The 24,642-nt window shown below is 60.5% G+C and carries 25 protein-coding genes; 10 read left to right on the top strand and 15 right to left on the bottom strand.

Annotated elements, in window-relative coordinates; translation table 11 throughout:
• The first annotated feature begins 31 nt into the window (after positions 1-31).
• The 4 genes from ACLM45_RS13200 to ACLM45_RS13185 all read left to right on the top strand — a co-directional run bounded on the left by ACLM45_RS13200 (position 32) and on the right by ACLM45_RS13185 (position 3,595).
• Positions 32-856: a cytochrome c oxidase subunit II gene (locus ACLM45_RS13200; protein ID WP_006043503.1), complete on the top strand. Its 825-nt coding sequence runs from the start codon at positions 32-34 to the stop codon at positions 854-856.
• On the top strand, positions 853-2,523 hold the full coding sequence (gene ctaD, locus ACLM45_RS13195; RefSeq protein ID WP_415409718.1) for a cytochrome c oxidase subunit I: 1,671 nt from the start codon (positions 853-855) through the stop codon (positions 2,521-2,523). The genes ACLM45_RS13200 and ctaD overlap by 4 nt, the downstream gene beginning before the upstream one ends.
• On the top strand, positions 2,520-3,122 hold the full coding sequence (locus ACLM45_RS13190) for a cytochrome c oxidase subunit 3 (protein ID WP_415409716.1): 603 nt from the start codon (positions 2,520-2,522) through the stop codon (positions 3,120-3,122). The genes ctaD and ACLM45_RS13190 overlap by 4 nt, the downstream gene beginning before the upstream one ends.
• A 95-nt stretch (positions 3,123-3,217) precedes the next feature.
• Complete coding sequence (locus ACLM45_RS13185; RefSeq protein ID WP_006043500.1) at positions 3,218-3,595, top strand: AbrB family transcriptional regulator; 378 nt, start codon at positions 3,218-3,220, stop codon at positions 3,593-3,595.
• Positions 3,596-3,657: 62 nt separating this feature from the next.
• Here the strand turns inward: ACLM45_RS13185 and ACLM45_RS13180 are convergent, their stop codons facing one another.
• Together ACLM45_RS13180 and ACLM45_RS13175 are read right to left on the bottom strand one after the other, a co-directional pair.
• Positions 3,658-4,248 (bottom strand): HdeD family acid-resistance protein, encoded by a 591-nt coding sequence (locus ACLM45_RS13180; protein WP_415409715.1) that lies wholly within the window; start codon positions 4,246-4,248, stop codon positions 3,658-3,660.
• A 73-nt stretch (positions 4,249-4,321) separates the two neighbouring features.
• Complete coding sequence (locus ACLM45_RS13175; RefSeq protein ID WP_038005496.1) at positions 4,322-4,969, bottom strand: riboflavin synthase; 648 nt, start codon at positions 4,967-4,969, stop codon at positions 4,322-4,324.
• 57 nt (positions 4,970-5,026) lie between these two features.
• On the opposite strand from ACLM45_RS13175, the gene ACLM45_RS13170 reads away from it, so the two are divergent.
• Together ACLM45_RS13170 and ACLM45_RS13165 are read left to right on the top strand one after the other, a co-directional pair.
• Positions 5,027-5,617: a bifunctional nuclease family protein gene (locus ACLM45_RS13170; protein ID WP_415411436.1), complete on the top strand. Its 591-nt coding sequence runs from the start codon at positions 5,027-5,029 to the stop codon at positions 5,615-5,617.
• Between the two features lie 17 nt (positions 5,618-5,634).
• Complete coding sequence (locus tag ACLM45_RS13165; protein WP_415409713.1) at positions 5,635-6,771, top strand: aldo/keto reductase; 1,137 nt, start codon at positions 5,635-5,637, stop codon at positions 6,769-6,771.
• Here ACLM45_RS13165 and ACLM45_RS13160 read toward each other — a convergent pair.
• From ACLM45_RS13160 to topA, 5 genes are read right to left on the bottom strand one after another with little or no spacing between them, the layout of a single operon-like run.
• Positions 6,760-7,770 (bottom strand): ABC transporter substrate-binding protein, encoded by a 1,011-nt coding sequence (locus tag ACLM45_RS13160; protein WP_415409711.1) that lies wholly within the window; start codon positions 7,768-7,770, stop codon positions 6,760-6,762. The two genes, ACLM45_RS13165 and ACLM45_RS13160, sit on opposite strands and share 12 nt — an antisense overlap.
• A gap of 9 nt (positions 7,771-7,779) precedes the next feature.
• Positions 7,780-8,985, bottom strand: coding sequence for a nicotinate-nucleotide--dimethylbenzimidazole phosphoribosyltransferase (locus ACLM45_RS13155; RefSeq protein ID WP_415409710.1), 1,206 nt, complete (start codon positions 8,983-8,985; stop codon positions 7,780-7,782).
• Positions 8,957-9,601 carry a DUF2232 domain-containing protein gene (locus ACLM45_RS13150; RefSeq protein ID WP_006043493.1) on the bottom strand — a complete coding sequence of 215 codons (645 nt, stop codon included), beginning with the start codon at positions 9,599-9,601 and terminating at the stop codon, positions 8,957-8,959. The genes ACLM45_RS13155 and ACLM45_RS13150 overlap by 29 nt, the downstream gene beginning before the upstream one ends.
• Positions 9,601-10,098, bottom strand: a complete 498-nt coding sequence (locus tag ACLM45_RS13145) for a hypothetical protein (protein ID WP_415409709.1) — start codon at positions 10,096-10,098, stop codon at positions 9,601-9,603. Before ACLM45_RS13145 ends, ACLM45_RS13150 begins: the two co-directional genes overlap by 1 nt.
• Positions 10,098-12,815: a type I DNA topoisomerase gene (gene topA / locus ACLM45_RS13140; protein WP_415409708.1), complete on the bottom strand. Its 2,718-nt coding sequence runs from the start codon at positions 12,813-12,815 to the stop codon at positions 10,098-10,100. Before topA ends, ACLM45_RS13145 begins: the two co-directional genes overlap by 1 nt.
• 129 nt (positions 12,816-12,944) lie before the next feature.
• On the opposite strand from topA, the gene ACLM45_RS13135 reads away from it, so the two are divergent.
• The 3 genes from ACLM45_RS13135 to ACLM45_RS13125 are packed head-to-tail and all read left to right on the top strand — an operon-like array spanning position 12,945 to position 16,017.
• Positions 12,945-14,516, top strand: a complete 1,572-nt coding sequence (locus ACLM45_RS13135) for an NAD(P)H-quinone oxidoreductase subunit N (RefSeq protein WP_415409706.1) — start codon at positions 12,945-12,947, stop codon at positions 14,514-14,516.
• Complete coding sequence (locus ACLM45_RS13130; protein WP_006043489.1) at positions 14,509-15,246, top strand: ABC transporter ATP-binding protein; 738 nt, start codon at positions 14,509-14,511, stop codon at positions 15,244-15,246. The genes ACLM45_RS13135 and ACLM45_RS13130 overlap by 8 nt, the downstream gene beginning before the upstream one ends.
• A 30-nt stretch (positions 15,247-15,276) precedes the next feature.
• The gene (locus ACLM45_RS13125; RefSeq protein ID WP_415409705.1) at positions 15,277-16,017 is read left to right on the top strand and encodes a response regulator transcription factor; all 741 of its coding nucleotides are present in this window, start codon (positions 15,277-15,279) and stop codon (positions 16,015-16,017) included.
• On the opposite strand, the gene ACLM45_RS13120 is transcribed toward ACLM45_RS13125, so the two are convergent.
• The 5 genes from ACLM45_RS13120 to ACLM45_RS13100 are packed head-to-tail and all read right to left on the bottom strand — an operon-like array spanning position 16,006 to position 20,104.
• Entirely contained in the window at positions 16,006-16,974 is a 969-nt protein-coding gene (locus ACLM45_RS13120; protein WP_415409703.1) for a M23 family metallopeptidase, read from the bottom strand. The genes ACLM45_RS13125 and ACLM45_RS13120 overlap by 12 nt on opposite strands.
• Before the next feature lie 30 nt (positions 16,975-17,004).
• Complete coding sequence (locus ACLM45_RS13115) at positions 17,005-17,793, bottom strand: biotin--[acetyl-CoA-carboxylase] ligase (protein ID WP_415409701.1); 789 nt, start codon at positions 17,791-17,793, stop codon at positions 17,005-17,007.
• Entirely contained in the window at positions 17,775-18,968 is a 1,194-nt protein-coding gene (locus ACLM45_RS13110; protein WP_415409700.1) for an aminotransferase class I/II-fold pyridoxal phosphate-dependent enzyme, read from the bottom strand. The genes ACLM45_RS13115 and ACLM45_RS13110 overlap by 19 nt, the downstream gene beginning before the upstream one ends.
• Positions 18,955-19,281 carry a thioredoxin gene (gene trxA, locus ACLM45_RS13105; RefSeq protein WP_006043484.1) on the bottom strand — a complete coding sequence of 109 codons (327 nt, stop codon included), beginning with the start codon at positions 19,279-19,281 and terminating at the stop codon, positions 18,955-18,957. The genes ACLM45_RS13110 and trxA overlap by 14 nt, the downstream gene beginning before the upstream one ends.
• A 55-nt stretch (positions 19,282-19,336) precedes the next feature.
• Positions 19,337-20,104 (bottom strand): PspA/IM30 family protein, encoded by a 768-nt coding sequence (locus ACLM45_RS13100; RefSeq protein WP_006043483.1) that lies wholly within the window; start codon positions 20,102-20,104, stop codon positions 19,337-19,339.
• A gap of 83 nt (positions 20,105-20,187) precedes the next feature.
• On the opposite strand from ACLM45_RS13100, the gene ACLM45_RS13095 reads away from it, so the two are divergent.
• Positions 20,188-20,721 (top strand): DUF721 domain-containing protein, encoded by a 534-nt coding sequence (locus ACLM45_RS13095; RefSeq protein WP_415409699.1) that lies wholly within the window; start codon positions 20,188-20,190, stop codon positions 20,719-20,721.
• A 2-nt stretch (positions 20,722-20,723) separates the two neighbouring features.
• Here ACLM45_RS13095 and ACLM45_RS13090 read toward each other — a convergent pair whose 3' ends face one another.
• From ACLM45_RS13090 to ACLM45_RS13080, 3 genes are read right to left on the bottom strand one after another with little or no spacing between them, the layout of a single operon-like run.
• On the bottom strand, positions 20,724-22,568 hold the full coding sequence (locus tag ACLM45_RS13090) for an ArnT family glycosyltransferase (protein WP_415411435.1): 1,845 nt from the start codon (positions 22,566-22,568) through the stop codon (positions 20,724-20,726).
• Entirely contained in the window at positions 22,568-23,671 is a 1,104-nt protein-coding gene (locus ACLM45_RS13085; RefSeq protein ID WP_415409697.1) for a glycosyltransferase, read from the bottom strand. Before ACLM45_RS13085 ends, ACLM45_RS13090 begins: the two co-directional genes overlap by 1 nt.
• A complete protein-coding gene (locus tag ACLM45_RS13080; protein ID WP_415409696.1) occupies positions 23,668-24,630 on the bottom strand; it encodes a DMT family transporter in 963 nt (320 codons plus the stop codon). Before ACLM45_RS13080 ends, ACLM45_RS13085 begins: the two co-directional genes overlap by 4 nt.
• Between the last annotated feature and the right edge of the window lie 12 nt (positions 24,631-24,642).

The following is a 24,642-nucleotide window of genomic DNA, read 5'->3' as shown; positions in this document are numbered from 1 at the left end:
ATAGTCTGAAGTTGACTGTGTTGAGGTCATAGTGCAGATCCCCTCTGCGATCGTCACTCTGGTACTGGGGATGCTCCTTGTCCTCGGGGGACTATGGATCGGCCAGAACATCAATCTTCTTCCCGTTGACGCCAGTACCAATGCACCCATCTATGACGAGCTATTCCGTGTTCTTTTCAGCATCGGAACAATCCTGTTTCTCGGCATTGTCGGTCTGATCATCTTCAGCCTTGTGCGTTTTCGCCGTCGTCCGGGCCAACTTGGAGATGGCTTGGCCTTGGAAGGGAATCTTCCATTGGAAGTGTTCTGGACTGCCGTTCCAGCAATCGTGGTGCTTTTCGTTGGTCTTTTTAGTTATGACATCTATGAACGGATGGGTGGAATGGCGCCTTTGAGTCATGGTGACCATGGGACATCGATGCAAACCGAACAACGCATCTGGGGAGGCATCGGATCATCGGAAATCTCTACAACGCCTGCTGCATCAGCGTTGCAACCATTGCCAGTTGAAGTCACAGCGATGCAATTTGCATTTCTATTCCATTACCCAGATGGCGACATCATGTCCGGAGAATTGCATGTGCAAGCAGGTCGCCCGGTAACTCTTCGCATGGAAGCAAAAGATGTCATTCATGCGTTCTGGGTGCCCGAATTTCGTCTCAAACAGGATGTGATCCCAGGACAACCGACGCTGCTGGATTTCACTCCAACTCGACCTGGGCGCTACCCCATTGTCTGCGCCGAGCTCTGTGGTCCTTACCACGGAGGCATGCGCTCAACCGTTGTGGTGGAAAGCCCTGACGATTTCAACACCTGGCTTCAGGCGAACCGTAAACCCCCAGTGCAAGAGGCATGACACTCACTGTTCCCCAACAATCACCACCGACTCCACAGTCCCTGCAACCAACGGGCTGGTTGCGATACCTGAGCTTCAGTGTTGACCACAAGGTCATCGGACTGCAGTACATGGTCTGCGGATTTGCCTTCTATTTAATCGGTGGAGCCTTGGCAGGTGCGATCCGTACAGAACTGGTCAGCCCCATCTCGGATTTCATGCCCCGGGATGTGTATAACCAAGTGCTCACTTTGCATGGCACGGTGATGATCTTTCTTTGGATCGTGCCGGTGGTGAATGGTGCTTTCGGAAACTATCTGATTCCCTTCTATGTGGGCGCACGTGATATGGCGTTCCCCAGACTCAATGCTGTGGCTTTCTGGCTGATCCCTCCAGCAGGCCTACTGCTGATCAGCAGTTACTTCATCACAGGGGCGGCTCAGTCCGGGTGGACGGCTTACCCACCACTCAGCCTCACGACACCAGCGAGTGGCCAGATCATCTGGATCCTGAGTGTGTTGTTACTCGGAGGGAGTTCCATTTTTGGAGGCATCAATTTCATTGCCACGATTTTGAAACTACGCCGGCCAGGCTTGAAATTGATGCAATTACCGATGTATTGCTGGGCCATGCTTGGGACCAGCATTTTGGTCGTGCTGTCCACACCTGTGCTGGCTGGAACGTTGATCATGCTTAGTTTCGACATCGTGGCTCACACCGGATTTTTTAATCCAGGATTGGGCGGCAATGTTGTGGTGTATCAACACTTGTTCTGGTTTTATTCCCATCCAGCGGTCTACATCATGGTGCTTCCGGCCTTTGGCCTGGTGAGTGAAATTCTCCCAATCCATTGCCGAAAACCCCTGTTCGGCTACACCACCATGGTGTATTCGATCATGGCAATTGTGGTGTTGGGTTTAGTGGTTTGGGCCCACCACATGTTCACCAGCGGAACACCTCCCTGGATGCGTCTGTTTTTCACGATTGCCACGGCCTTCATCGCCGTTCCCACAGGAATTAAATTCTTCAATTGGCTCGCCACCCTCTGGGGAGGAAAGATCAGCCTCAACAGCGCCGTGCTGTTTTCCTGCGGCTTCATCGTCAATTTCGTCCTCGGCGGCATCACCGGCGTGGCACTGGCCCAAGTGCCCTTCGATGTGCATGTCCATGACACCTACTTTGTTGTTGCTCATTTCCACTACATCGTCTACGGAGGCTCGGTGTTTGTGATTTTCGCGTCGATCTACCACTGGTACCCGAAGGTGACAGGGCGGCTGATGAATGAACATCTCGGGCGGTTTCACTTCCTGATCACATTTGTTGGGTTCAACCTTTGCTTCGCTCCGCAACACTGGCTCGGACTGAACGGCATGCCCCGCCGGGTCGCGGAATACGACCCTCAATTCCAGCTGATCAACCAATTCAGCAGTGTGGGTGCCTTGTTGATGGCCATCAGCACACTCCCCTTTCTCTGGAACTTGATCGCCAGCGCCAGCCAGGGTGCCATTGCTGGCGACAACCCCTGGAATGCCCTCACACCCGAATGGCTCACCACCTCTCCGCCACCGGTGGAGAACTGGAAAGGAGAGCCGCCGCTGGTCGCCAATCCCTATGCCTACGGCATTCCTGAGGATGAAATCGACCTTCGTTCCGTGAGTGGGAGTGATCTCTGGAGGAACGGACAATGACGTCTTTGACACCACAAGACCAGATCAAAGAACAGATCGAACATCACGAGGAGGAGCATCCCGACCATCGCATGTTCGGACTCGCCACATTCCTTGTGGCCGATGCCATGACGTTCGCTGGCTTCTTCGCCGCATACCTCACGTTCAAGGCCGTCAACCCCCTGATGCCTGGAGCCGTGTATGAACTCGAACTGCCCCTGCCCACCTTGAATACCATCCTGCTCCTCGTGAGCAGTGCCACGTTTCATCGCGCAGGAGTGAATCTTCGCAAAGGTCTCAACGAACGTTGCCGTTACTGGTTACTTGGTACAGCAGGGCTCGGTCTCGCTTTTCTCGTCAGTCAGATGGTGGAGTACTTCACGCTGCCCTTCGGACTTGCTGACAATCTCTACGCCAGCACGTTTTACGCCCTGACTGGATTTCACGGCCTGCATGTGACCCTGGGAGCACTGATGATCCTGATTGTCTGGTGGCAGTGCCGGACTTCTTCAGGGAGAGTGAGCGCCACCAATCACTTTCCCCTGGAAGCCGCTGAGCTCTACTGGCATTTCGTCGATGGCATCTGGGTGGTTCTGTTCGTCATTCTCTATCTCATCTGACGCAGCTTCACCGGTTCAGCTTGCATTGGTTTCTGCCCAATTCCTTGCCCACAGGGCCATCTGAAGTCAGAATTGATATGTCTCTTTTAATTGAGATGTTGGTAGGGGACGAATTGCTCTCTAAGGCCCGCGCTCTTAGCAACCGGCCTGAAGATGAAATTGCTCGGGGATGCGGTTACGTCGGCCCCAGTGGGCGCGTGCTGCGCAAAAGCTTCTATCGCGCTCTGGTTGAAGCCAAGGGTTACAAACTTCCCTCCAGCTCACCCAGCACCGGCGGGACACGTGGCCGGCAAGCTGACTTCCGAACGCGGGTTCATGGCAATGGAAACCTGCTCATCGGGCATGCGTACACACGCCGATTAGGACTCACCCCAGGGCAGGAATTCAAAATCGAACTCAACTCCGATTCCGGCACCATCGTTCTGAATCCAATGCACGACTCAGAATGTTCTCTCGACGACATTGAGAGTTGAATCAAACCGACAGATTCAGTGATCTGCCGGTTTCTTGCGAATGAAGGGCGATCGACCTTCGATCAGGTCGCAGCCGGAGGATTTTGATCGTCGTGCATTGAGCTGCTGAACACAATCAGCTCAAGCCCGCTGAAGAGGAAGCTGATTCCCACCAATGTTCCGAGAACCCAGAGCAATCCCCAGAACTTCAAAGTCACGATCAGCAATCCAAGGATGAAAGTGATCACCCCATTGGCGATAGCCCAGCCTGCTCCAGAACGGTTGGCATGGGCCAACCCGCTGAAGAAGGCCACGACGCCCTCCACCAAAAAGACGATGCCGATCGCCAGAGCGAAGGCAGCGACCTGCTGAAGAGCATCAGCAGTATCACCAAAGTTGCTGATCATCGAAGCGCCGGCCACGAGGAACAGGGTTGACACCACAAGACGCCAGAAACAGATCCAACGGCCCATGCGTCCGGAACGGGCCAGGTTGCTGATCCAACCCACCAGGCCACCGACCAGGAACAGAACGGCGATCACCACGGTGGTCCAAACCGAAGCGATGACAGGAAACACCAGGGCAAGGATGCCGAGAACAATCAGCAGGATTCCTTCGGCAATCGCAAAGGTCTTGAAGGTTCCAAGGGAACCGGAGCGGTCCTCAGAGCTCATGAAAGGTTCATCAGGAACAACTTTCGCAAGGTATTGAGCTCGCACGTTTCTCGCCAGGATTTGTGATCGAATCTCAGCCCCAGCCATGGGCTGAGAGCCAGTCAGCACTGAGCTCCCCAGAGGGTTCTCCTCTATCACCGGCAGCGAGAAGCCGTTCGGTGTAACGCGCCAACAGATCGATCTCAAGATTGACATCGTCTCCGACCTCAAGATCCCTGAGTGCGGTGACCGACCAGGTGTGGGGAATCACAGCAACCCAGAACCGCGTGCCTTGGTCGCTGCTCCCGGCCACGGTGAGGCTGATGCCGTTGACGGCAACGCTGGCCTTATCGCAGATGTAGCGGCCGAAATGGGAATTGTTCCAGCGCAATTCCACCGTCCAGGACTGGGGAAGTGCCTCAATCGAGACCACCTCGCCCGTTCCATCCACGTGACCACTCACGAGATGACCTCCGAGTCGGTCCGAGAGTCGCAGAGCGGGCTCGAGATTGACAGCCCCTCCCCTGGAGGCCTTGCGACCCAGTGAGGTCCTTTGCAAGGTCTCCTCGCTCACATCGGCGAGGAACCCATCACCCACCAGCGATGCCACGGTGAGACACACTCCATCGACGGCAACGCTGTCGCCGAGCTGAAGCGGAGCGAACGGGGCACAGCCCTCGACGAGCAGTCCCCGGCCCCGGCGTTCCACCCGTCCGACCGCTTGCACCAACCCCGTGAACATCGGTTCCATTCAGTGCCCTCATCCCTGGTCATAATCGATGCAGCGGCGGAGCCGTCCGTGGTGGAGATGAGTGTGGCTGGCATCGCCCTCGATGCCAGCAGCAGAAGTCCGATCGTGCTGTTGCGCGACCCGTCCAGGCGCCGACAGGTACCGATCTGGATCGATCAGTCCCAAGCCCACAACATCATGGCGGGGCTGAACGGAACGCCCCAGCCCCGGCCCCTCAGCCATGACCTCATGGCTGCCCTGCTTGAGGCAGGAGGTCTGCAACTGGAGCGGGTGATCATCCACGCCATTGAAGACAGCACGTTCCGTGCTGTGCTGCGGCTCAGGCACGAGCAGGACGAGGATCAGCCCGCTGCGCGGGAGGCAACCGAGTCTGAATCAGAGGAGGAGTGCCTAGCGGAGATCGATGCCCGCCCGAGCGACGCCATCGCCCTAGCGATCCGAACCGGCAGCAGCATCTGGATGCTGGAGGAAGTGGTCGCTGAGGCCTCAATCGCTGTGGATGCCGAAGCCGACGCAGAGGATCAGGATGAATTCCGCCGGTTTCTGGATCAAGTCAGCCCCGCCGCGCTGGTGCGCCACCTGGAAAGCCGGGACTCGGCGGATCCCAACGATGCAACGAACGATTCACCGAACGTTTGAGCAAGGCACCCGCGCCAATGACAAGGCGGCGCGCCTTCGGCGACGGCCCAGCTGTGAGCCTGTTCACCCTCGGCACCATGCGAGCGCTGCAATCAAAAGACCAGATGCTGTCCGTGCTGCGAAGTGCCAGCGACGCTGGCATCAACCACGTGGAAACAGCACCGGCCTACGGTCCGGCTGAAACCTTTCTGGGACAAGCGCTGAGGCAGCTGGATCAGGAGGGAACTGGTCCTGCGGAAGGCGACTGGGTCATCACCAGCAAACTGTTACCTGGCCAGACCCTGGACCAAGCCCGTCGCGCTCTTGATGCCAGCCTGGAACGCTTGGATCGCCCCAGGATGGAGAACCTGGCGATCCATGGCATCAACCGGGAGGAGCATCTCCACTGGGCCCTGATCGGTGACGGAGCACAGCTGATCGACTGGGCACTGACCAGCGGCAAGGTCGGACAGGTGGGATTCACCAGTCATGGATCCAATGCACTCATCCAGCAGGCGATCAACAGCGGCCGCTTCCGGTTCTGCGGCCTTCACCTCCACCTCCTGGATCCGCAGCGCATCTCCTTGGCTGAGGACGCTTTGGGCCAGCAGATGGGTGTGCTCGCTATCTCCCCGGCAGACAAGGGCGGTCGGCTGCAGGCACCGAGTGATCAACTGGTCAGCGACTGCGCTCCCTTCGCTCCCCTCGCGCTGGCTTACCGCTTTCTGCTGGCCACAGGGGTGAGCACACTCACGGTGGGAGCGGAGACACCCACCGACTTGAGCCTAGCCACTGCCCTGGCCAACCAAGACGGCCCCCTGATGGAGCAGGAAACGAAGGTTCTTGCCCGCCTGGAAGCGCTGAGACGCGAACGGGTGGGAGCGGAGTTCTGCGGCCAATGCCGTGCCTGCCTGCCCTGTCCCAGCGAAGTCCCAATTCCCGAGCTGCTGCGATTGCGCAATCTGGCCCTCGGCCACGATCTCAAGGAATTCGCAGAGGAGCGATACAACCTGATTGGACGGGCGGGGCACTGGTGGGAAACAGTGAATGCCGATGCCTGCGCACACTGCGGGGACTGCCTGCCCCGCTGTCCCAATCACTTGCCGATCCCCGATCTGCTGGATGACACTCACCGCAGGCTTGCCGCAGCGCCAAGGCGGCGCCTATGGGGCTGACGATCTCCATCGTTGCTGCAGACGGCGAACCTCGTCTTCAGAAGCTGGATAGAGGGTCCAGCTGCGCATCCAAACCTCCTGGTCGGGAAGCACGAAAGTGCGCAGATCAGTTGGAACTCGACCGCCTGCTTCCAGCAGCTCCTCGCGAGGAAGAGGCGGAATCCAGCCCTGAGCCAGGAGGCGCGCGAGCAATGGAGGTCTCCAGGCCTCGGAAACCCAGGCCTGAGGCAGGGGTTCGGCCGTCCCCGCAGGACGGGCCAACAGTGTCCAATGCAAAGGAGCTCCACTCTCTGGCAACACGGCGGTCAGCCGAGGGTCCCGCTTCAGAGCCTGCATGCAGCGCTGGAGGGGCAGCACGGCCACCCGAGCGTCGCCCTGCAAGAGCCAATTGAGGCCGTAGCGATCATCAAAGCTGATGGCTGCCTGCCTGAGACGGCTGAGCCCATCCGGAGCGTCCATGTGATCCGCCAGGGACATCAGCAGGCGCGGGCTAGCCGGCAGCAGCACCTTGCCCTTGAGGGCAGGATCCAACAAGGTCATCCAGCCCGCATCCGCCGCCGGACGTGCACGGCCCTCCTGGCGAAACAGCAACACATAGGGACTGAAGCCCACGGGGAGAAGTTTGGAACTCCAAGCCGACGGAGCCTCCGTGAGAAAACGCTGGCCGAGCGCTCCAAGCCTGGCTGCCAGCGCAGGAGCTGCCACCGACTGGAGCTGATCTGGGGTCAGAGACGACAACCAGCCATCCGCCAGACCCAGGAGATCCGTGGGCTTGGTCCAGGGGCTCTGGAACGGCGTCGATCCGCTGAGGGGTTCGAACCGCCAAGGAGCAGGGAGCTGGCGACGCCACAGCGAAGGCAGGATGTCTTCGGGGGCACGGAGCGTTGGCCTAATCAGCCCCTGAGCGCACCCCGCCAGGCCTGCCGCCACACCGAGAGCACCGATCTGCAACAGCGTCCTACGACGCAGGAGTGGCATGGAGGAAGTGGCAGCCTTCATGACCCGAACCTACGGGGCGGGCGGACGCAGGTCCGTGGCCTGCAGCAACCGATCCATCGCGTCGTCACATCCCTGCAGCAGGGTGCCATGGTCAACACCACGCAAGGCGGCCAACAGGGCCAGACCACCCGCACCCACGCCTTCCTTCACATGACCTGATTCAAAGTCGCGCAATTGTTGATGGCGACTGTGCAAGAAACGCAACCCCGCTGCATACGCCTCCAACGCAACGCCGAAGTGGTGTTCAAGGCGAAGCAGCAGGGCTTCGAGGGATGAGGGACCGGTCGCTGACTCCAGCGATTCGGCCGCCAGCCATGCCGTGGTTCCCAGCATCACCCTGTTGCAGAGACTCTGCTGCTGGCAGGGGGGGAGCGCTGCCAGTGCAAGAGCCAGCACCGCCACCATCTGGCTGCCACCGGCCAAAAGAATCGGCTGATCCGACTCCACCGCCCCCAGCAGGACGCCCATCGTGAGCGCCTGAAACGGATCACCAACCGCCGCCAGCAGCACCTCCGGATCCGTCGTGACGGGCTGGATCGCAGACAGCCCCTCAGCGACAAGCGCTTGCTTGAGCTCCATCGGTGGATGCAGTGCACTACCACTCACGAGTTGGGCCACGGGAAGGCCAAGGCCCGTGAGCACCGCCAACGCCGTCGTGGTCCCTCCGGGCACGCATTCCGCCAGAACCAAAGGCCTGCGCAGGCGGCGGCCCAGCCGTTTCCCCCGTCGGATTAGCTGTCCAGCCCGCTCGGGATCCATCGCGGAGCCACCGCTCAGGCAGTGCGCAGGCCCATGGGATGGGGCTTCGAAACGCAGATGGGGAAAAGGAGGCTCGATCGGCAGCCCAAGGGCTGCCACCTGAAGATTGAGTGGGATCGTCTCGGCGACGACCCTGCTGATCAGTGCCGGTGACACGCCTGCAGGCAGAGGGGGCAGCGGCCAGCGGGGAGGCACGCCAGGACCATGAATCAGCAGCTCAGCATCCGCGAGGGCTGTGGTGCGACGGGCTGCTGCCGTGCATCCAGCAGCGGAGATGCCCTGAACCTCTGCAGAGCGCGTGGAAGCGAGCACCAGCAAACAATCCGGGGTGGACAACTCCGGGGATTGCCAGCGGTTGAGCAGGACTGTCCCTCCGGCTCCCGAAGACGTCCCTGTCAGCCGTCGACAGCCGGACGGGAGATTGAGATCAGAGGGGATCGAGGGCAACCAGACCATTCAGAAGACGCGGAGGCTCAGGAACCGGCGCCTGCAGCCTGGGGAAGATCCAATAGGCCAAGGCATGGAGGGCCAGCACGTAGATCAGCTGCTGAATCACAACCAGGACGAGGGCCATGACCTGCACCAAAAGAAGATCCGGCGCGAGCGGAAGCTGAAGCAGCTCAAGCAAGCGATCGAGCAGTCCGGCACCGGCTCGGGTGATCACCACCCAGAGGTTCTCACCCACCAGCAATGAGAGGGCCACGACCCTCACCAGAAACCCTGCGGCTCCGATCACCAAGCCGAAGCCCCAACTGATCCACCAGCTCTGCCGATGCTGCCAACACCAGCCCAGCCAGAGCGACAGCAAGCCGTAGGGGAAGAGCATTAAGGGGCCCCGCACAGGCCCCATCAAGGCCATCAGCAAGAGGATCGACACCGCCAGCCCTTCAAGCCCCGCACGGCTCCCCCGACGCACCGTCAGCAGGGCGAGGGGAAGTGGAAGAGCCAGCCGAAAGAGTGAACCACCCACCGGGAGGTAGTAAAGCGCGAGCCAGATCAGAGCTGCGGCGGCCGCCAGGTACGAGCACTCCATCATGCGCAGAGCCTGTCGATGGCTGAGAGCTGGTGGCATCAGGGCGACGGAGTCGGTTGTTCATCCATCGGCACAGCCGACTGTGCCCTGGAGATTTTCTCGATGGTTTCCACCTCAAAGCCAATTCCGGCCTTGCGCAGAGCGTCGGTGACCCCCTCCGCAGGTGCCGCTGGATCAGCCGACGACAGGCGGATGGTGATGCGATACGGCAGCGTGCGTCTAGTCATGGCGCGAGGGAGATCGGCCTTGGTCTCAACGTCTTCAGGAGTGGATGGCTGAGGGTTGGTCGTGGTCTCTCCGGTCTTGGTCTTCACGGCCTCAACCTTCACTGGATCGTTCTTCACTGGATCCTTCTCGACTGGCGCCTCCTCCACTGGCTCCGCTTTGACCTGAACCGACTGCGGTGCGTCCTCTGAAGAGGGCTGAGCCGATGGGCCGTCAAAACTGTCTGACAGCCGTTGACCGAACGGCGTGCCATCACAGGCCTGCAGGAGCATCAGAGCCAGCAGAACACCGGGAAGCAGCCTCACGGACATCAGGAATCACCAGGCCGGATCACCCGCACCGCACTGGCCCGGAGGCGTCCCGACTTGGTGGTGGCCGGTGGCTTTTTCGCAGCTGGCTTGGCAGCTGGTTTTTTGGCAGCGGGTTTCTTCGCCGCCGGCTTTTTGGTGGCAGCGGATTTGCGGCTGCTGGATTTTTTCGTTGAGGCCTTCGCAGCCAGCAGCTCCACCGCTTCCTCCAGGGTGATGTCCTCCGCGCCCTTGCCCTCGGGAAGGGATGCATTGACCTTGCCCTGCTTCACATACAGGCCGTAAGGACCGTCGTACACCTGAATGGTCTCCTCGCTGCCATCGGGTTTCCCCAGGTCCTTGAGGGCTGTGCGGCCGCCCCGTCCACGCTTGGGCATCGCCAGCAGTTCCATGGCGCGGGTCAGCCCTACCGACAGGACATCGTCATCGCCCTTCAGAGAGCGGTAGTCCTTCTCTCCCTTGCCTTTATCCCAAACCACGTAAGGACCGAATCGCCCCAAACCGGCCTGAACTTTGCCGCCATCGGGGTGCTCACCGAGCAAACGCGGCAAACGCAGCAACCCCAGAGCATCATCAAGACTGAGCTCCTCAGGTTTGACGCCTTTGGGCAGAGAAGCACGCTTTGGCTTCGGATTCTCATCACTCACCTGCCCTCGCTGCACGTAAGGGCCGTACTGCCCAAACAGCAGATAGACAAGGTCACCGGTTTCGGGATCTTCACCCAGAGCTTCCGGTCCATCAGCCTTCTGTTTCAAGATCAGTTCCGCCTGATCGTGATCAAGATCAGCCGGGGTGATTTCCCTCGGCAGGGTGGCCTTGATCAGTTCCTCCTCGCCATCCTCCCCAACGCGTTTCGACTCCAGGTAGGCCCCGAAACGTCCGATCCGCACCACACAAGGCAGGCCTTCGAGATCAATGGTGCGGGAGGCACCGGGATCGATATCGCCTTCGCGTTGATGAACCTGGGATTCAAGCCCTTTGTCGCCTTTGTAAAACCCTTCGAGGTAGGGAAGCCACTGCACGGTCCCATGCGAGATCTCATCGAGTGTGTTCTCCATCCGGGCCGTGAACCCCGGATCCACCAGATCAGGGAAATGCTCCTCGAGGAGCGATGTCACAGCAAAGGCTGTGAAGCTGGGGGTGAGGGAGTTGTTCAGAAGCGTGGCGTAACCACGATCCACGATCGTGCCAATGATCGAGGCATAGGTGGAGGGACGGCCGATGCCTTCCTTCTCCAGCATCTTCACCAGGGACGCTTCGCTGAACCGCGCCGGTGGCTGGGTCTGGTGTCCGAGCGCTTCAACGTCCTTCAGTGACGGTGCGTCACCAACGCTCAGCGAGGGAAGCAGCACCTCCTGGCCTTCCAGAGCTGCATCCGGATCATCACTACCCTCCACGTAGGCACGGAAAAATCCCGGGAAATCGATGCGCTTGCCGCTGGCTCTGAACACGGCATTTACAGCGCTGAGATCCACGGAGAGCATGGTCAAACGGGCCTCAGCCATCTGACTGGCCACGGTGCGCTTCCAGATCAGTTCGTAAAGGGCCAGATCCCTCCCGTCCAGACCAGTGTCTTGGGGAGCCCGGAAACTCTCGCCGGCAGGGCGGATCGCCTCATGGGCTTCCTGAGCGTTGCGGGACTTGGTGCTGAACTGACGCACGGACTTGCTCAGATACTCCTTGCCGTAGCGGGATTCCACACAGCTTCGTGCTGCGCTGATGGCCTGATCCGACAGGTGCACCGAATCCGTTCGCATGTAGGTGATGAAGCCCCGCTCATAAAGCCCCTGAGCGCAACGCATGGTCTCCCGTGCCGACAGCCGCAACTTCCGGTTTGATTCCTGCTGGAGCGTGCTGGTGGTGAAGGGCGGAACGGGACGGCGCACCGTGGGTTTTTCTTCCACGGCCGTCACGCTCCAGTCCGCGGCCTCAACAGCGGCGGAGAGGTTTCGGGCATCCTCCTCGCTGAGGAGACGCACCTTGCTTCCTTCTTTCAGACCGCCGGTGCTTTCATCGAAATCATTGCCAGTGGCAATGCGTTGCCCCTCAAGTTGGGTGAGCTTGGCGTCAAAGCGAGTACCAGCTTTCTCTAACGCAGCCTTGAGGTCCCAGTAGCTCCCGCTTCTGAACGCCCGTCGGGCCCGCTCCCGCTGGACGAGCAGACGCACAGCCACTGATTGAACCCTGCCGGCGGACAACCCCCAGGCCACCTTCTTCCACAACAGCGGGGAGAGGGTGTAGCCCACCAATCGGTCGAGAATTCGGCGGGTCTCCTGCGCATGCACGAGCTCCATATCAAGCTCCCGGGTCTGATCCAGAGCCCGCCCGATCGCCTCCTTTGTGATCTCGTGGAAGACCATCCTCTTCACGGGGACTTTGGGGGCCAGAAGCTGGAGGAGGTGCCAGCTGATGCTTTCTCCTTCGCGATCCTCATCAGTCGCCAGCAGAAGCTGATCAGCACCTTTCAGCGCATCCTTGAGCTCCTTAACAATCTTCTTCTTGTCCTTCGGCACCACGTACAGCGGCTCGAAGTCGGCGTCGGTGTTCACGCCGAGATTGGCCCATTTCTGCCCTTTGTGAGCCGCTGGTATCTCGCTGGCATTGTTCGGCAGGTCACGCACATGGCCCATGGACGCCTCAACCCGAAAGGCCTTGGGAAGAAAACCACGGATGGTTCGGGCCTTGGTAGGGCTCTCAACAATGACCAGGGTGTGCGCCACAGGCGGGCAGAAATCTCCGACCCCTTCTTTATCGCACCGCCGCTCCGGCTGCAGCGAATTGCCCTTGCTTCTCAAGCCTGATCAGCATCGCCGCTACAGTCCCCCCTATTGCTCTGCCCTGCGCGCACCATGCCCGAGATGGGTGCTCTGCTTCTGTCCACTACGGCATTGGCAGCTCCTGGGGAGCTGCTCAACCTCTCACTGAATGCCAGTGCTGTCGCACCTGAGGGTGCTGTTCTGCTCGCCATGCTGGCCACCCTTCTGGTGGATCTGGCCGGAGAGAAGACCTCCACGCGCTGGGTTCCCCCCATTTGCTATGCGGGTTTAGGGACAGCTCTTCTGCTGCTGGCGCTTCAGTGGAATGCCCCCCTTGAATCCTCGTTCCTCGGCGCTTTCCTGCCGGACCACTTAGCTATCGCCTTCAGGGCTGTTGTGGCGCTCTCCACCCTGCTGTCTCTCATGATCAGCTGGCGGTACGCCGAACAGGGAGGAACCCCCGTTGGTGAATACGCAGCCATCCTTCTAGCGGCAACCCTTGGAGGGATGCTCCTCTGCGGAGCGACCGACCTGGTGAGCGTGTTCGTGTCACTGGAAACCCTATCTGTCGCGAGCTATCTCCTTTCCGGCTACATGAAGCGCGATGCGCGCAGTTCCGAGGCCGCTCTGAAATATCTGTTGGTGGGATCGGCTGCGGCCGCCGTCTTTCTGTATGGATCCTCACTGCTTTACGGCCTCAGCGGTTCCACAAGTCTTGAGGCAATCGGAGAGGCTCTCCTCACCAGCCCTACCCCGCTGGCTGCCCTGGCGCTGGTGTTTGTGCTGGCCACGGTGGCGTTCAAGATCGCTGCAGTTCCCTTCCACCAGTGGACACCTGATGTGTATGAAGGCTCGCCAACCCCTGTGGTCGCCTTTCTCTCCGTGGGCTCCAAGGCTGCCGGTTTCGCCCTTGCCCTGAGACTTCTTGTGGGGTGTTTCGGAAGCTTCGACACCCAGTGGAAGTTGCTATTCACCGTGCTGGCCGTGCTGAGCATGACCCTTGGGAATGTGGTCGCGCTGGCCCAAACGTCAATGAAACGGATGCTGGCTTACAGCTCCATCGGTCAAGCCGGATTCGTGATGATCGGCTTGGTGTGCGGAACCGAGGATGGCTTCGCAGCCATGGTTCTCTACACGGCGGCCTATCTGTTCATGAACCTTGGCGCCTTCGCCTGCATCATCCTGTTCTCGATCCGCACAGGAAGCGATCGGATCGCTGATTACGCGGGGCTCTACCAAAAAGATCCACTCATCACGCTTGGGCTCAGTCTCTGCCTGCTTTCCCTCGGGGGAATTCCTCCGATGCTCGGCTTCTTCGGAAAGATCTATCTCTTCTTCGCCGGCTGGGCTGATCACCAGTATCTGCTGGTCGTCGTCGGTCTGATCACGTCGGTCATCTCTATTTATTACTACATCGGTGTGATCAAGATGATGGTGGTGAAAGAGCCTCAGGAAGCCTCCGACGCCGTCAAGGCCTACCCACCCGTGCAGTGGTCCACCCTTGGCCTTCCCCCTTTGCGAGTCGCTCTCTTGGCGTGCGTTGTTGTGACAGCAGTGGGCGGAATTCTCTCCAACCCTCTCTTCCAGTGGGCGAGTGATGCTGTGGCTGGCACGCCCCTGCTGCAACAAGCAATCGCCAGTGTGAACGGAACCCCCCTTGGCTGACACCATCCCGTCCGAACGTCGGCCGGTCGCTGAATTGAAAGCCGTCAGTAAGGTGTACGGCTCAGGCGACACCCAGGTCAGAGCATTGGATGGGCTGGATCTCACAGTGCTTCAGGGTGACTACCTTGCTGTGATGGGTGCCAGCGGATCCGGCAAGAGCACCGCGATGAATATCCTTGGCTGCTTGGATCGCCCCACCAGCGGGTCCTACCGCCTCAACGGCAATGCCGTTGAGCTGCTTGATGATGATGCGCTTGCCGATCTACGCAACCAAGAGCTGGGGTTCGTGTTCCAGCAGTTCCACCTTCTCCCCCATGCCTCGGCCTTGGAGAATGTGATGCTGCCGATGATCTATGCCGGCATTGAGGTGCATGAGCGGAGAGACCGCGCCCGTGCGGCCCTGGAGCGGGTTGGGCTGGGGGATCGACTCGAGAACAGACCGAATCAATTGTCTGGAGGTCAGCAGCAGCGGGTGGCCATCGCACGGGCAATCATCAATCAACCGGCGCTTCTGCTCGCGGATGAGCCGACAGGAGCCCTGGACTCGCGCACGACGGACGATGTCCTCAATCTGTTTGACAGTCTCCATCGTCAGGGGATCACAGTGGTTCTGGTGACCCATGAAGACGACGTGGCCGCCCGCGCAGAGCGCGTGGCTCATTTCCGCGATGGTCAGGTGGAACGCTGGGAGATCCCAGCCGAGAATCCGAGCCCTTCAAAACACCTCTGATTAAGGTGTTCGTTAATCAGGAACGTTCTCATGGGAGCCCCTGCAGCTCCATCCATCCGCATCCTTCTGGTGGATGACGAGGTCCGTTTGACGGATCTTCTGAAAATGGAACTGGAAGTGGAAGGGTATGACGTAATCGTGGCCGCTGATGGGGCCTCAGGTCTCTTCCATGCCCGGGAGACGCCTGGCCCTGATTTGATTGTTTTGGATTGGAATCTGCCTGATTTCAGTGGCATTGATATTTGCCAAAGAATTCGTAGCAGTGGTGTCACAACACCAATCCTGATGCTCACCGGGCATGACGACATTTCCGATCGGGTCACCGCCTTGGATGCAGGCGTGGATGACTACTTAATCAAGCCTTTTTCTATTGAAGAACTGATGGCCAGGTTGCGGGCCATGCAACGCCGAGCCATCACGTTCTCGGCGATCAACGGTGACGGACCCCAGCCGGAAACCCTCAAAGTGGGGAATCTCAGCATGAATACAAGCACCAGGGATGTGTCCCGTGGTGATCGATTGATTCAGCTCTCGGTCAAGGAATACGAACTGCTGAATTTCCTGATGCGCGGCCAGGGCAAGGTGCTGACGCGCGCCGACATCATGCGTGGGGTCTGGGGGGAAAACTTCTATGGGGACGACAATCTTCTAGATGTTTATATCCGCTATCTGAGACAGAAGCTGGAGTCCAAAGACCTTCCAACACTGATTCACACTGTGCGAGGGGTGGGATTCATCCTCAGAGAGGAGATCCAAGCCTCAGGCTCCTGATGATGAGGAGTCAGGCCGTTCGAGACTGTTCATCAGCTGGCCGACCAGCATGGACACCGCATCGGCACCTGATGCAGTGAGTGGATTGAGATCGAGATCGCCGGGATCGGTAGCGACCCATCCGTCGCCCTCAGGGCGACGGAGCTCAAAGTGAAGATGGGGCCCAGTACTCAGGCCAGTGCTGCCGACACGCCCGATCACCTCGCCCTGTCGCACGGTCTGTCCCGCTTTCACATAAATCTCGGAGAGGTGTCCATAGAGCGTCCGTCTTGGTGGATCTCCATGGTCGAGCTCAACAGCGATGCCATAACCACCGGCGAGGCCACTGCTCAGAACCGTTCCAGACAGCGCTGCTACAACCGGCGTCCCCTCCGGAGCAGCAAAATCCTTGCCTGCATGCATCAGCCACTGACCCACAATTGGATGGATGCGCCAACCGAACCCACTGGTGGTGATGGCTGATCCGATGATTGGAAACAGCAGCTGTCGGTTGCCATTTCCGGGGATCGACGCCGGACGGGGAGAGACCGCGAAGACCGATTCGAGGCGGAATCCTCCCGTTGAGCCGGCAAGAAGAGCTGAAACCGGAACGGAAATGGGCGGGAGCGGACGTCCATCCACACTTCGCCTGGACAGGCCGGTCAGGATTTCATCCCTGCCGTTCAACACCACGCGGGTTTCACGCCGTTGGTTACGACCGCGTAGAGCCACACCGTTGCGACATTCCTGCTGAGACAGAGCACCCGAACGGCAAGCCTGCTCAAACGCAGGGGCTTCAGCCGGACGGGTGACGTCGCCGGTCTCCAGCTGTTTGCGCTCAGCAGGGGTAATGACCCGGTTCTTCTCAAGGGATTCAAGAGAATGATCAAACGTCCCTGTGCTCTCAAAAGCGCCGTTGGGCGAGGGAGCCAACGGCAGCGTTAGAAGAATCGGCGCAGCAAGCCAGCGAAGTACCAACAGATCGAAGCGATCTCATCGTGCGAGAGGTTAGACACTCCTGTCGTTGCTGTCACCCCACCGGGTCCAGCTGCAGGTCTGGGTGCCCTGACTGAGCAAAAGACGTCCATCAAGACCCAGCCCTCGCACCTGCCAACTGTCCCCACTGCTGGGGTCACGCACGTGATGACTCCAGAGCCGACGTTCCACTTCACGCACCACATAAGCAGGGTCATGAGCAAGATCCGTTGACCGGTCCAGGGCTTGAAGAACGGCGCCTTGCCAGAACCCCAGCCGGCAGCGACTGCGCGGCAGGAGCTGCTTCAACGCGATGGCCCCGGAGGGAACGGCATTGCACACATTGAGCCCAACGCCGACACGGGCTTGTCGGACCTGGCTCCCACGAAACACCAACGTGGGCAGAATTCCCGCCAGTTTCCTGGAGTGCACCAACAGGTCATTCGGCCACTTAATCCGCACCGGCACAGCCTGGGATTCGAGTTGTTCCGTCAGCGCAAGCGCCACAACCAGACCGAACAACCCCGTGGCACTGATCGGATGGGGCCAGGGCAGGGCCGCACTGAGCCAGACGCCGCCCCGCGGCGCCAACCACACACGTCCGTGCTGGCCATGACTCTGGGTCTGATGGGAGGAGAACACGGCACGCGGTTGATCACCACTCCATGGGTGGCGCTGCAACCAACGCACCAGCTCGGTTTCCGTACTGGTGCAAACCGGCAATTGCCGCAGTCTCCAATGGGTGCCGCCGCAACGACGCAGATCCCTGAGAACACGTGCAGCTCCCCTGGCGACCGGACGCATCAGCTCTGGAGCGCCCACCAGGGTGCGAGACGATCCACAGCAGACTCAAGCTCGATCGAAGGGCGCACCAAGGCCAGTCGCAACCATCCTGCTCCAGCTGTTCCAAAGCCAGAACCGGGAGTGAGCGCCACCCCGCAATGTTCGAGCACTTCGGCGGCCAGCTGTTCATCACTCCAGCCCCTGGAGCGGGCCCAGGACGGCAGAGGCATCCATAGGTACAGGGCCATGGAGGGCTGGGGCACCGACCAGCCGATTCGCTCCAGGGAACGCAGCATGCGATCCCTGCGATCCCGATAAACAGGACGCAGGGATGCAGGCCAGTGAGCGAAGCGATCTAGCGCCAGCACCGCCCCCTGCTGAAGAGCACGGCACTGATTGAAATCCACAACGCCCTTGAGCTGACGGAGAGCACTGATCAGGGGTGCGGCCCCCACGGCGAAGGCCAGACGGAATCCCCCCAGGCACCAGCCCTTGGACAGGGAGAAGAACTCGATTCCCCGCTCTTTCCATTGGGGACAGAGCAAGAGAGCGGGCGCCTCTCCCTCCAGAGCGAGATCAACGTAAGGGTTGTCATGCGCCAGTACGAGATCATGGCGATGGCAGTGCTCCATTGCTTCATCGAGCCATGCCTGTTCCCCTGTACAGGCGGTTGGGTTGTGGGGGAACCCCAGAACCATCAGGCGCAGTTGCCTCCACTGCTCGGTCGTCAGACTGGAAAAGTCGGGAGCCCATCCCATTTCGGCGCGAAGCGGCAGCGTGTGGATCGAGGCATCCGCCAGTTCGAGACCGCCGCGATGGGAGGGATAGGAGGGGTCAAGGATCAAGGCGCTCTCACCAGGATCCAAAACGGCCATCGGCAGATGGGCAGTTCCCTCTTGGGAACCCACCAACAGCAGAACTTCGGTTTCAGCATCAACCGCCACACCGAAGCGACGCTCACACCAAGCGGCCGCTGCATGGCGGAACGCTTCGGTTCCGGCATGCAGGCAGTAAGACGAACTGATGGGATCTTGTAGCGCACCAGCCATGGCCGCGATCACCTCCGCAGGTGGGGCTAGATCGGTTGACCCGAGCGAAAGATCAATCAGCGGCTGCTGGGGATGACGACTCCCAAGGCAGTAGTGCGCTTTACGGCGATCATTCCGGTCGAAAACACCACTGCCCAGCCGGGCCAGGCGTTCAGAGGTGAGCATCCAGGAAAGCCTGCAACTGAGGACGGGCGATGGCCCCCTCGTGACGACCAATTTCCCCACCATCGCGGAAGAGGATCAACGTTGGAATTCCCTGCACCTGGTAGGCATCGCGGGTTGCGGGATTGCCATCCACTTCAAGCTTTCCCACCTGCAGACGCCCTGAATAGGTTTCGGCCGCCCAGTCCATCAGAGGAACCATCAGCCGGCAGGGACCGCACCAGGGAGCCCAGAAATCCACAAGAACTGTTCCGGATGCCTTCAGGACGTCCTGATCAAAACCGGCATCGGTGAAGTCGGAAACAGCAGCTGACACAGCAAGTCGACGAAGGAAGTCTGATCCTATGGATGGGAGAGGCTCTAGAGGAGGTTCAGAGCTTGTCGATGGAACGCCGAAGTTCCTCGAGATCCTGATCCACCTCGGCGACTTTCACGGGCTGCACCTTGTCATCAGCCTGCGGAAGGGCCACGGCCTCAGGTCCACCCTGAAGCTGTTGCCGCAGGGAGGCCAGTTCATCATCCACATCGCTTCCACTTTCCAGAGCAGCGAACTGACTTTCAAGGTCGGCTCCGGCCAACTCGGCCGCTGCCTGACTGGAGGCCTCCATGGACTGAACCTTGTCCTCCATCCGCTCAAAAGCGGCCATGGCGGAGTTGGTCCCCATGCCGTTAACAGCGCTCTGCAACTGCTGCTGTGCCTGGGCCGCCTGAGCTCGGGCCTTCAGCATGTCTTTCTTCGTGCGCGCCTCGGCGATTTTTCCCTCGAGAGCCACAAGGCTCTTCTTGAGGGTCTCCACCTGGGCCTCCTGCGCCTTCACCTGGTTGCTGAGGGATGTGGCGGTTTCCTGAAAGGTCTTACGCCGGGTCAGGGCTTCCCTGGCCAGATCCTCCTCGTTCTTCTTCAAAGCCAGTTCGGCACGCTCATACCAAGTGCGTGACTGGGTCTCGGCCTGATCGGCCTGATTGCGCAAACGCTTCTGGCTGGCAATGGCCATGGCGACCGCCTGGCGCAGCTTCACCAGATCAGACTGCATGTCAGCAACCGACTGATCGAGGATCTTGACGGGGTCTTCCATGCTGCTAACTGCAGCGTTGGCGTTCGCGCGAACCAGACGACTCAGCCGATCAAAGAAACCCATGGATCAGGGCAAGCAGCCAACAAAGGCTAGCGAGAGGGGCCACCTGTCCTCCCTATCGTTTCGGGATTGACCCCTGATCGAACATGGGAAGGGCTCCGAAATCACAGAGACGTCGCTTCGGCAAGGGTGAACTCTTGATGCCGGCGCCTCCCGAACCGGCACAGTCGATCAGGGGATGCCTGGACCGACTGAACCAGCAATGGCGTCAGGACGGTTCAATGGCAGCCCTGTGGCAGGACTGGCCGAAACTGGCAGGACCGTCCCTGGCTGAACATTGCCGGCCCCTGACCCTCAGACAAGGGGTGCTCAACGTTGGTGCCAGCCATCCTCAGTGGCGCCAGGCTCTGCTCTACAGCAAGCTTCAACTACTCGCCGCGATCCGTGCCGCCGGTCACCCCGTTCGCGACCTTCGCATCCTTCAGCACCACACGGCCCGACGGTCCGATCCAGGGGACCCTCTCGACGAATGGAACCGCCATCCCAGCCGGACGGATGTGCATGGAATGGCGACCTGCCCGCGCTGCGGATCACCAGCTCCGACGGGAGAAATGGCCTACTGGGGCCACTGCAGCTTCTGCAGAAGTGCTGACTTGGGCTCGGAGGCGGCCAACGGCTGACGTCAATAACGCTCTGGCCTCGGATCCCGCCAGGTGAGATCAACACCCTGGGCCTGCAGGGTTGCAGCCCGCTGCTCGAGACGGCTGCGATCCACACGCCATAGGGCATAGATGCCTGTCCGGCCCAGAACATCAGGAGCCAGCCCCTGCCAGTGCTCACGCGCGGCAGTGCGGTCATCGATCACCACAAGCACCGTGTCCGAGCTGCCGGGATCGCTGAGGGAGATGCCTTGAAATCCCTGGCGCTGCTCACGGCTGAGTCGATCCGCCAAATTGACCAGAGCCGACTTCGACTTGCCGTCGTAGAGAACGACCTGGCGTGTGTAGAAGTGCAGTGAGGGTTTGAGAACGCCGATCATCGCGAGGGGTTCCCCGGGTCGCCGCTGGCTCACCACCGTTCCAGCCACCTGCCTGACGGGAAGCTGCCGGACCCGGTCTCCGAGTTCGATCATCGGCAGGAGCGCAACGAGCTGAAATGCCACCAGAGGTCCCTGGACCGCAAGCAGGCGACCATCCAGTGTGCGCACCAAGGTGAGCAGGCCAAGCAAGGCCGCCGCGGTGAAGCAGACAGCAGCCCGAAACACCAAACCACTGGCCAAAAGCTCAGCAGAGAGTGTGGGCATCTCCGGGTCCTGAATCAGGGGAATCCAGAGGGGAGACACCCAGAGACCAGCCGCAAGCACAGCGGTGAGCAGCAAGGTGAAGCTCCACATCCAAAGAAGCAGTGGACGTCGCTTGCACGAGGGAGCCTGGGCCGTCAGGGCGATTAACAGGGCAGCGGCTGGGGTGGCCGGCAACCAGTAACTGGGAAGTTTGGTTGCCGCCAGGGTGAACAGAATCAGCAACGAGAACACCCAGCAACCAGCGAAATCGCGAAGGCTCTGCTGGGCTGGGAGCTGCAGACGCGATCCCTTGCCCCGAAACGCGGCCAAGCAGCGTGCAAGACCCAACAGCAGCAGCGGCGTAAACGGCAGAGATGCCACCACAAGCACCGGTCCGAAGAACCACCAGGGCTGGAGGTGATCATTCACCACGCTGGTGAGGCGTTGGAGGTTGTGATATCCAAAGAAGCTGTCCCAAAACGGCTGGCCCTCCACCACCAGCTCGGCCAAATACCAGGGCAAGCTGAGCACAGCAGTGATAAGCAAGCCGCGGATGGGGCGAAGGAGCCGCCACAGACCGAAGAGATCCCTGCGGATCAGGGCATAGAGGCTCAGGGTGATTCCGGTGAGCACAACCGCCACGGGCCCCTTGGTGAGCACCGCAAGGGCCAGCAGTACCCAGGCCAACCACCAGCGCCGCGTGGATCCACTCGCGTAGCAACGCCATTGGCAGAGCAGGCTGAGACTCAGGGTGCCGCTCAGCAGGGCGTCGCTCACTGCGGTGCGGCTCCAGATCAGCACCAGAGGGGAGAGGGCGAAGGCCAGCGCTCCAGCCACCGCCGTCCGTCGAGGGTGGGCATCCCCAGCCAAGGGGTAGCGAAGCAACGTGTCACCGAGCATCAGCATGGAGGCCATCGACGCCAGGGCCGAAGGCAGGCGCGCGGCCCAGGTGCCAAGTGGATCCCATGACGCTGACCCCGGAAGGCTGTAGCTCAGCCCCATCAGCCAATACACCAAAGGGGGCTTGTCGAAGCGAGGCAGACCATTCACCCGGGGCGTCAACCAGTCGCCGGTTTCCGCCATCGCCCTGCCTGATGCAGCGAACAGAGGTGGCGTTTCATCCACCAATCCAGTGCTTCCCAGCTGCCAGGTGAAGATCACCACAGCCAGCACGAAAATGCACCAGAGCCCCCTACGCCGCACCAGCGGCGTGAGCTCAGTCGTGTCAGGTCGATCCCCTGTCATCAGACGATCGTGCCATCCATCCGGGACAACCCCCGGCGGATCCAGGTCTCCACGCGGATGGCCAAACCCTCCTGGCTCGCCCACTGTTCAGCCCATTCGCGGCAAGCCCGTCGATCGATAGCACCAACACGCTGCGTAGCTCGACTCAGGGCGTCGCGGTCATCGGGGGGGACGAGCCAGCCTGTGACTCCGTCTTGAACGATCTCCCCAGGACCTCCGCGGTCGTAAGCCACCACTGGCACGCCACAGGCCAGAGCCTCCACCACCACATTCCCGTAGGCCTCATTCCACTTGGGGGTATTGAGCAGCGCCCGGCAGGCCCCCAGTTCCCTCTGAAGCGCGGCCGTGGGCTTGAACCCGCACCACTCGATCGTGCCATGAGGCACATCCGCCTCCACCCTTTGGGCATAGGCCTGGTCTTCCACCAGGCCCCAGACCCGCAGCGTTTCTCCAAGGGCCGCAGCCGCTGCCGCCGCATCCTCCAGACCCTTTTCCGGAGCGACCCGACCGGCCCATCCCAAGGGACCCGATGTTCCGAGCTGAAGCGCATAGTTCGAGAGATCGAAGCCGTTGCCCACCACCTCAGGCGGGGCCATCAGGTCGAAATCCTGGGCCTGACGGCGAGTATGAAAGGCCAGCCGGCTCTGATCCCAACGGGCTACCGCAGCCACAGCGCGATCCATCACCTGCGAGACCGACCCCATGCTCACCAGATGAAACAAGGTCGCGGGGGCACGGGGCGTCAGCCATAGCGGAAGCCAGTCGTAACCGAAATTGATCACGGCATCGGCCTGACAGCCCAGGTCCAGGGCGCGCTCCCAAAGGCGGGGGAGCACCCCATTATCGGGAATCTGCATCGGGGCCCCACGGTCGGCATGCTGCCAGCTCGGCTGATCCACTCCTTGGCACGGATGGAGCTTCACCGTGTCAGCAATCACCGGCGACCTCGATCCCTCCGGTGCCACGAGAGAGAGCTGGTGGCCGCGGCCCACCAGGCCGCGCATCACCGATCCGAGCGTGAGCTCGACACCCCCTCCCCGACCACTGCCAAGCTGACCAATCGGCGTGCTAACCAGCACCAGATTCAGGGGACGCTCCGTCATGCCTTCATGTCTCCAGGCTGGGGAGAAGCCGTGCGCAGCAATGGATCCCAGAGCTTCTGCCGCTGACTGACCAACAGGACCGATGCCAACACGAGCAAGACGGCGAGCCATTGCAAGCCAGCCAGGCGTTCGCCGAGAAGCACACCCCCTGAAACGAGCGCGAACACAGGGGTGAGAAAACCCAGGGTGGTGAAGCCGGTGAGATCCTCACGATTGGCGAACCAGAAGAACAGGCCATAGGCCAACGCACTGCCAAGAATTGAGGCATAGGCCATCTGCGCCCAGTCCAGGCCAGTCCAGGGCGGGAGCATGGAGGTTGCCGGATCCAGCCCATGCCAGATCAGCAGGGGAATACCCCCAAAGAGCATGTGCCACCCGGTCACCGCCACTGGATCACTGCGCCGGCAGGCAAAGCGACTGATCACCGTTCCAAAGGCCATGGTGAGGGCCGCTAACAACATCCATCCGGTCCCGGACTGCCATCCGGACTCCCATGAAGAGAGATCAGCCTCCAACCACCAGTGGTTCAGCAAGGGGGCGGGGACGCCAAGGCAAACGATTCCAGCCAGACCAAGCGCCAGACCGAGCCAACCGAATGGATTGATCGATTCTTCGAACAGCCATCGCGCCAGAAGCGCAACGATCAACGGCTGGGAATCAATCAACACCGACCCGAGCCCTGCACCGGTTCCTTCGATTCCTTTAGCGAGAAAGATCTGAAACATGAAGGCGTCCACGAGGGTGAACAACACAAACCAGCCGCGATCGCCGGGGTCGATCCGCAGGGAACGACCGAGCCTTGGAACCGTAACCAGCAGAACAGCGCCAGCAGGAAGAAGCCTGAGACAGGCCACCAGTACTGGCCCGCCGGAATGAACCAAGGGAGCCATCGCAGCCATGGCCGTTCCCCACAAAGCGAAGGGAAGAACCATCAACAGCCCGCGCTGCAGGGAGGACATGAAATCGGGCCG

This window comes from Synechococcus sp. A10-1-5-9, from assembly GCF_047716785.1.
GTDB lineage: Bacteria > Cyanobacteriota > Cyanobacteriia > PCC-6307 > Cyanobiaceae > Synechococcus_C.
The sequence above is the reverse complement of the archived record's forward strand: the minus strand, read 5'-3'. Positions and strand labels throughout refer to the sequence as shown.

Excerpts from the sequence above, each read along its gene's own strand:
- ctaD (WP_415409718.1), top strand. The coding sequence starts at position 853 with ATGACACTCACTGTTCCCCAACAATCACCACCGACTCCACAGTCCCTG.
- ACLM45_RS13110 (WP_415409700.1), bottom strand. The coding sequence starts at position 18,968 with ATGCTCACCTCTGAACGCCTGGCCCGGCTGGGCAGTGGTGTTTTCGAC.
- ACLM45_RS13135 (WP_415409706.1), top strand. The coding sequence starts at position 12,945 with ATGCCCGAGATGGGTGCTCTGCTTCTGTCCACTACGGCATTGGCAGCT.
- ACLM45_RS13185 (WP_006043500.1), top strand. The coding sequence starts at position 3,218 with ATGTTGGTAGGGGACGAATTGCTCTCTAAGGCCCGCGCTCTTAGCAAC.
- ACLM45_RS13180 (WP_415409715.1), bottom strand. The coding sequence starts at position 4,248 with ATGAGCTCTGAGGACCGCTCCGGTTCCCTTGGAACCTTCAAGACCTTT.
- ACLM45_RS13090 (WP_415411435.1), bottom strand. The coding sequence starts at position 22,568 with ATGACAGGGGATCGACCTGACACGACTGAGCTCACGCCGCTGGTGCGG.
- ACLM45_RS13095 (WP_415409699.1), top strand. The coding sequence starts at position 20,188 with ATGGGAAGGGCTCCGAAATCACAGAGACGTCGCTTCGGCAAGGGTGAA.
- ACLM45_RS13175 (WP_038005496.1), bottom strand. The coding sequence starts at position 4,969 with ATGTTCACGGGGTTGGTGCAAGCGGTCGGACGGGTGGAACGCCGGGGC.
- ACLM45_RS13125 (WP_415409705.1), top strand. The coding sequence starts at position 15,277 with ATGGGAGCCCCTGCAGCTCCATCCATCCGCATCCTTCTGGTGGATGAC.
- ACLM45_RS13165 (WP_415409713.1), top strand. The coding sequence starts at position 5,635 with ATGACAAGGCGGCGCGCCTTCGGCGACGGCCCAGCTGTGAGCCTGTTC.
- ACLM45_RS13085 (WP_415409697.1), bottom strand. The coding sequence starts at position 23,671 with ATGACGGAGCGTCCCCTGAATCTGGTGCTGGTTAGCACGCCGATTGGT.
- ACLM45_RS13150 (WP_006043493.1), bottom strand. The coding sequence starts at position 9,601 with ATGCCACCAGCTCTCAGCCATCGACAGGCTCTGCGCATGATGGAGTGC.
- ACLM45_RS13080 (WP_415409696.1), bottom strand. The coding sequence starts at position 24,630 with ATGTCCTCCCTGCAGCGCGGGCTGTTGATGGTTCTTCCCTTCGCTTTG.
- ACLM45_RS13145 (WP_415409709.1), bottom strand. The coding sequence starts at position 10,098 with ATGTCCGTGAGGCTGCTTCCCGGTGTTCTGCTGGCTCTGATGCTCCTG.
- ACLM45_RS13100 (WP_006043483.1), bottom strand. The coding sequence starts at position 20,104 with ATGGGTTTCTTTGATCGGCTGAGTCGTCTGGTTCGCGCGAACGCCAAC.
- ACLM45_RS13190 (WP_415409716.1), top strand. The coding sequence starts at position 2,520 with ATGACGTCTTTGACACCACAAGACCAGATCAAAGAACAGATCGAACAT.
- ACLM45_RS13160 (WP_415409711.1), bottom strand. The coding sequence starts at position 7,770 with ATGAAGGCTGCCACTTCCTCCATGCCACTCCTGCGTCGTAGGACGCTG.
- ACLM45_RS13155 (WP_415409710.1), bottom strand. The coding sequence starts at position 8,985 with ATGGTCTGGTTGCCCTCGATCCCCTCTGATCTCAATCTCCCGTCCGGC.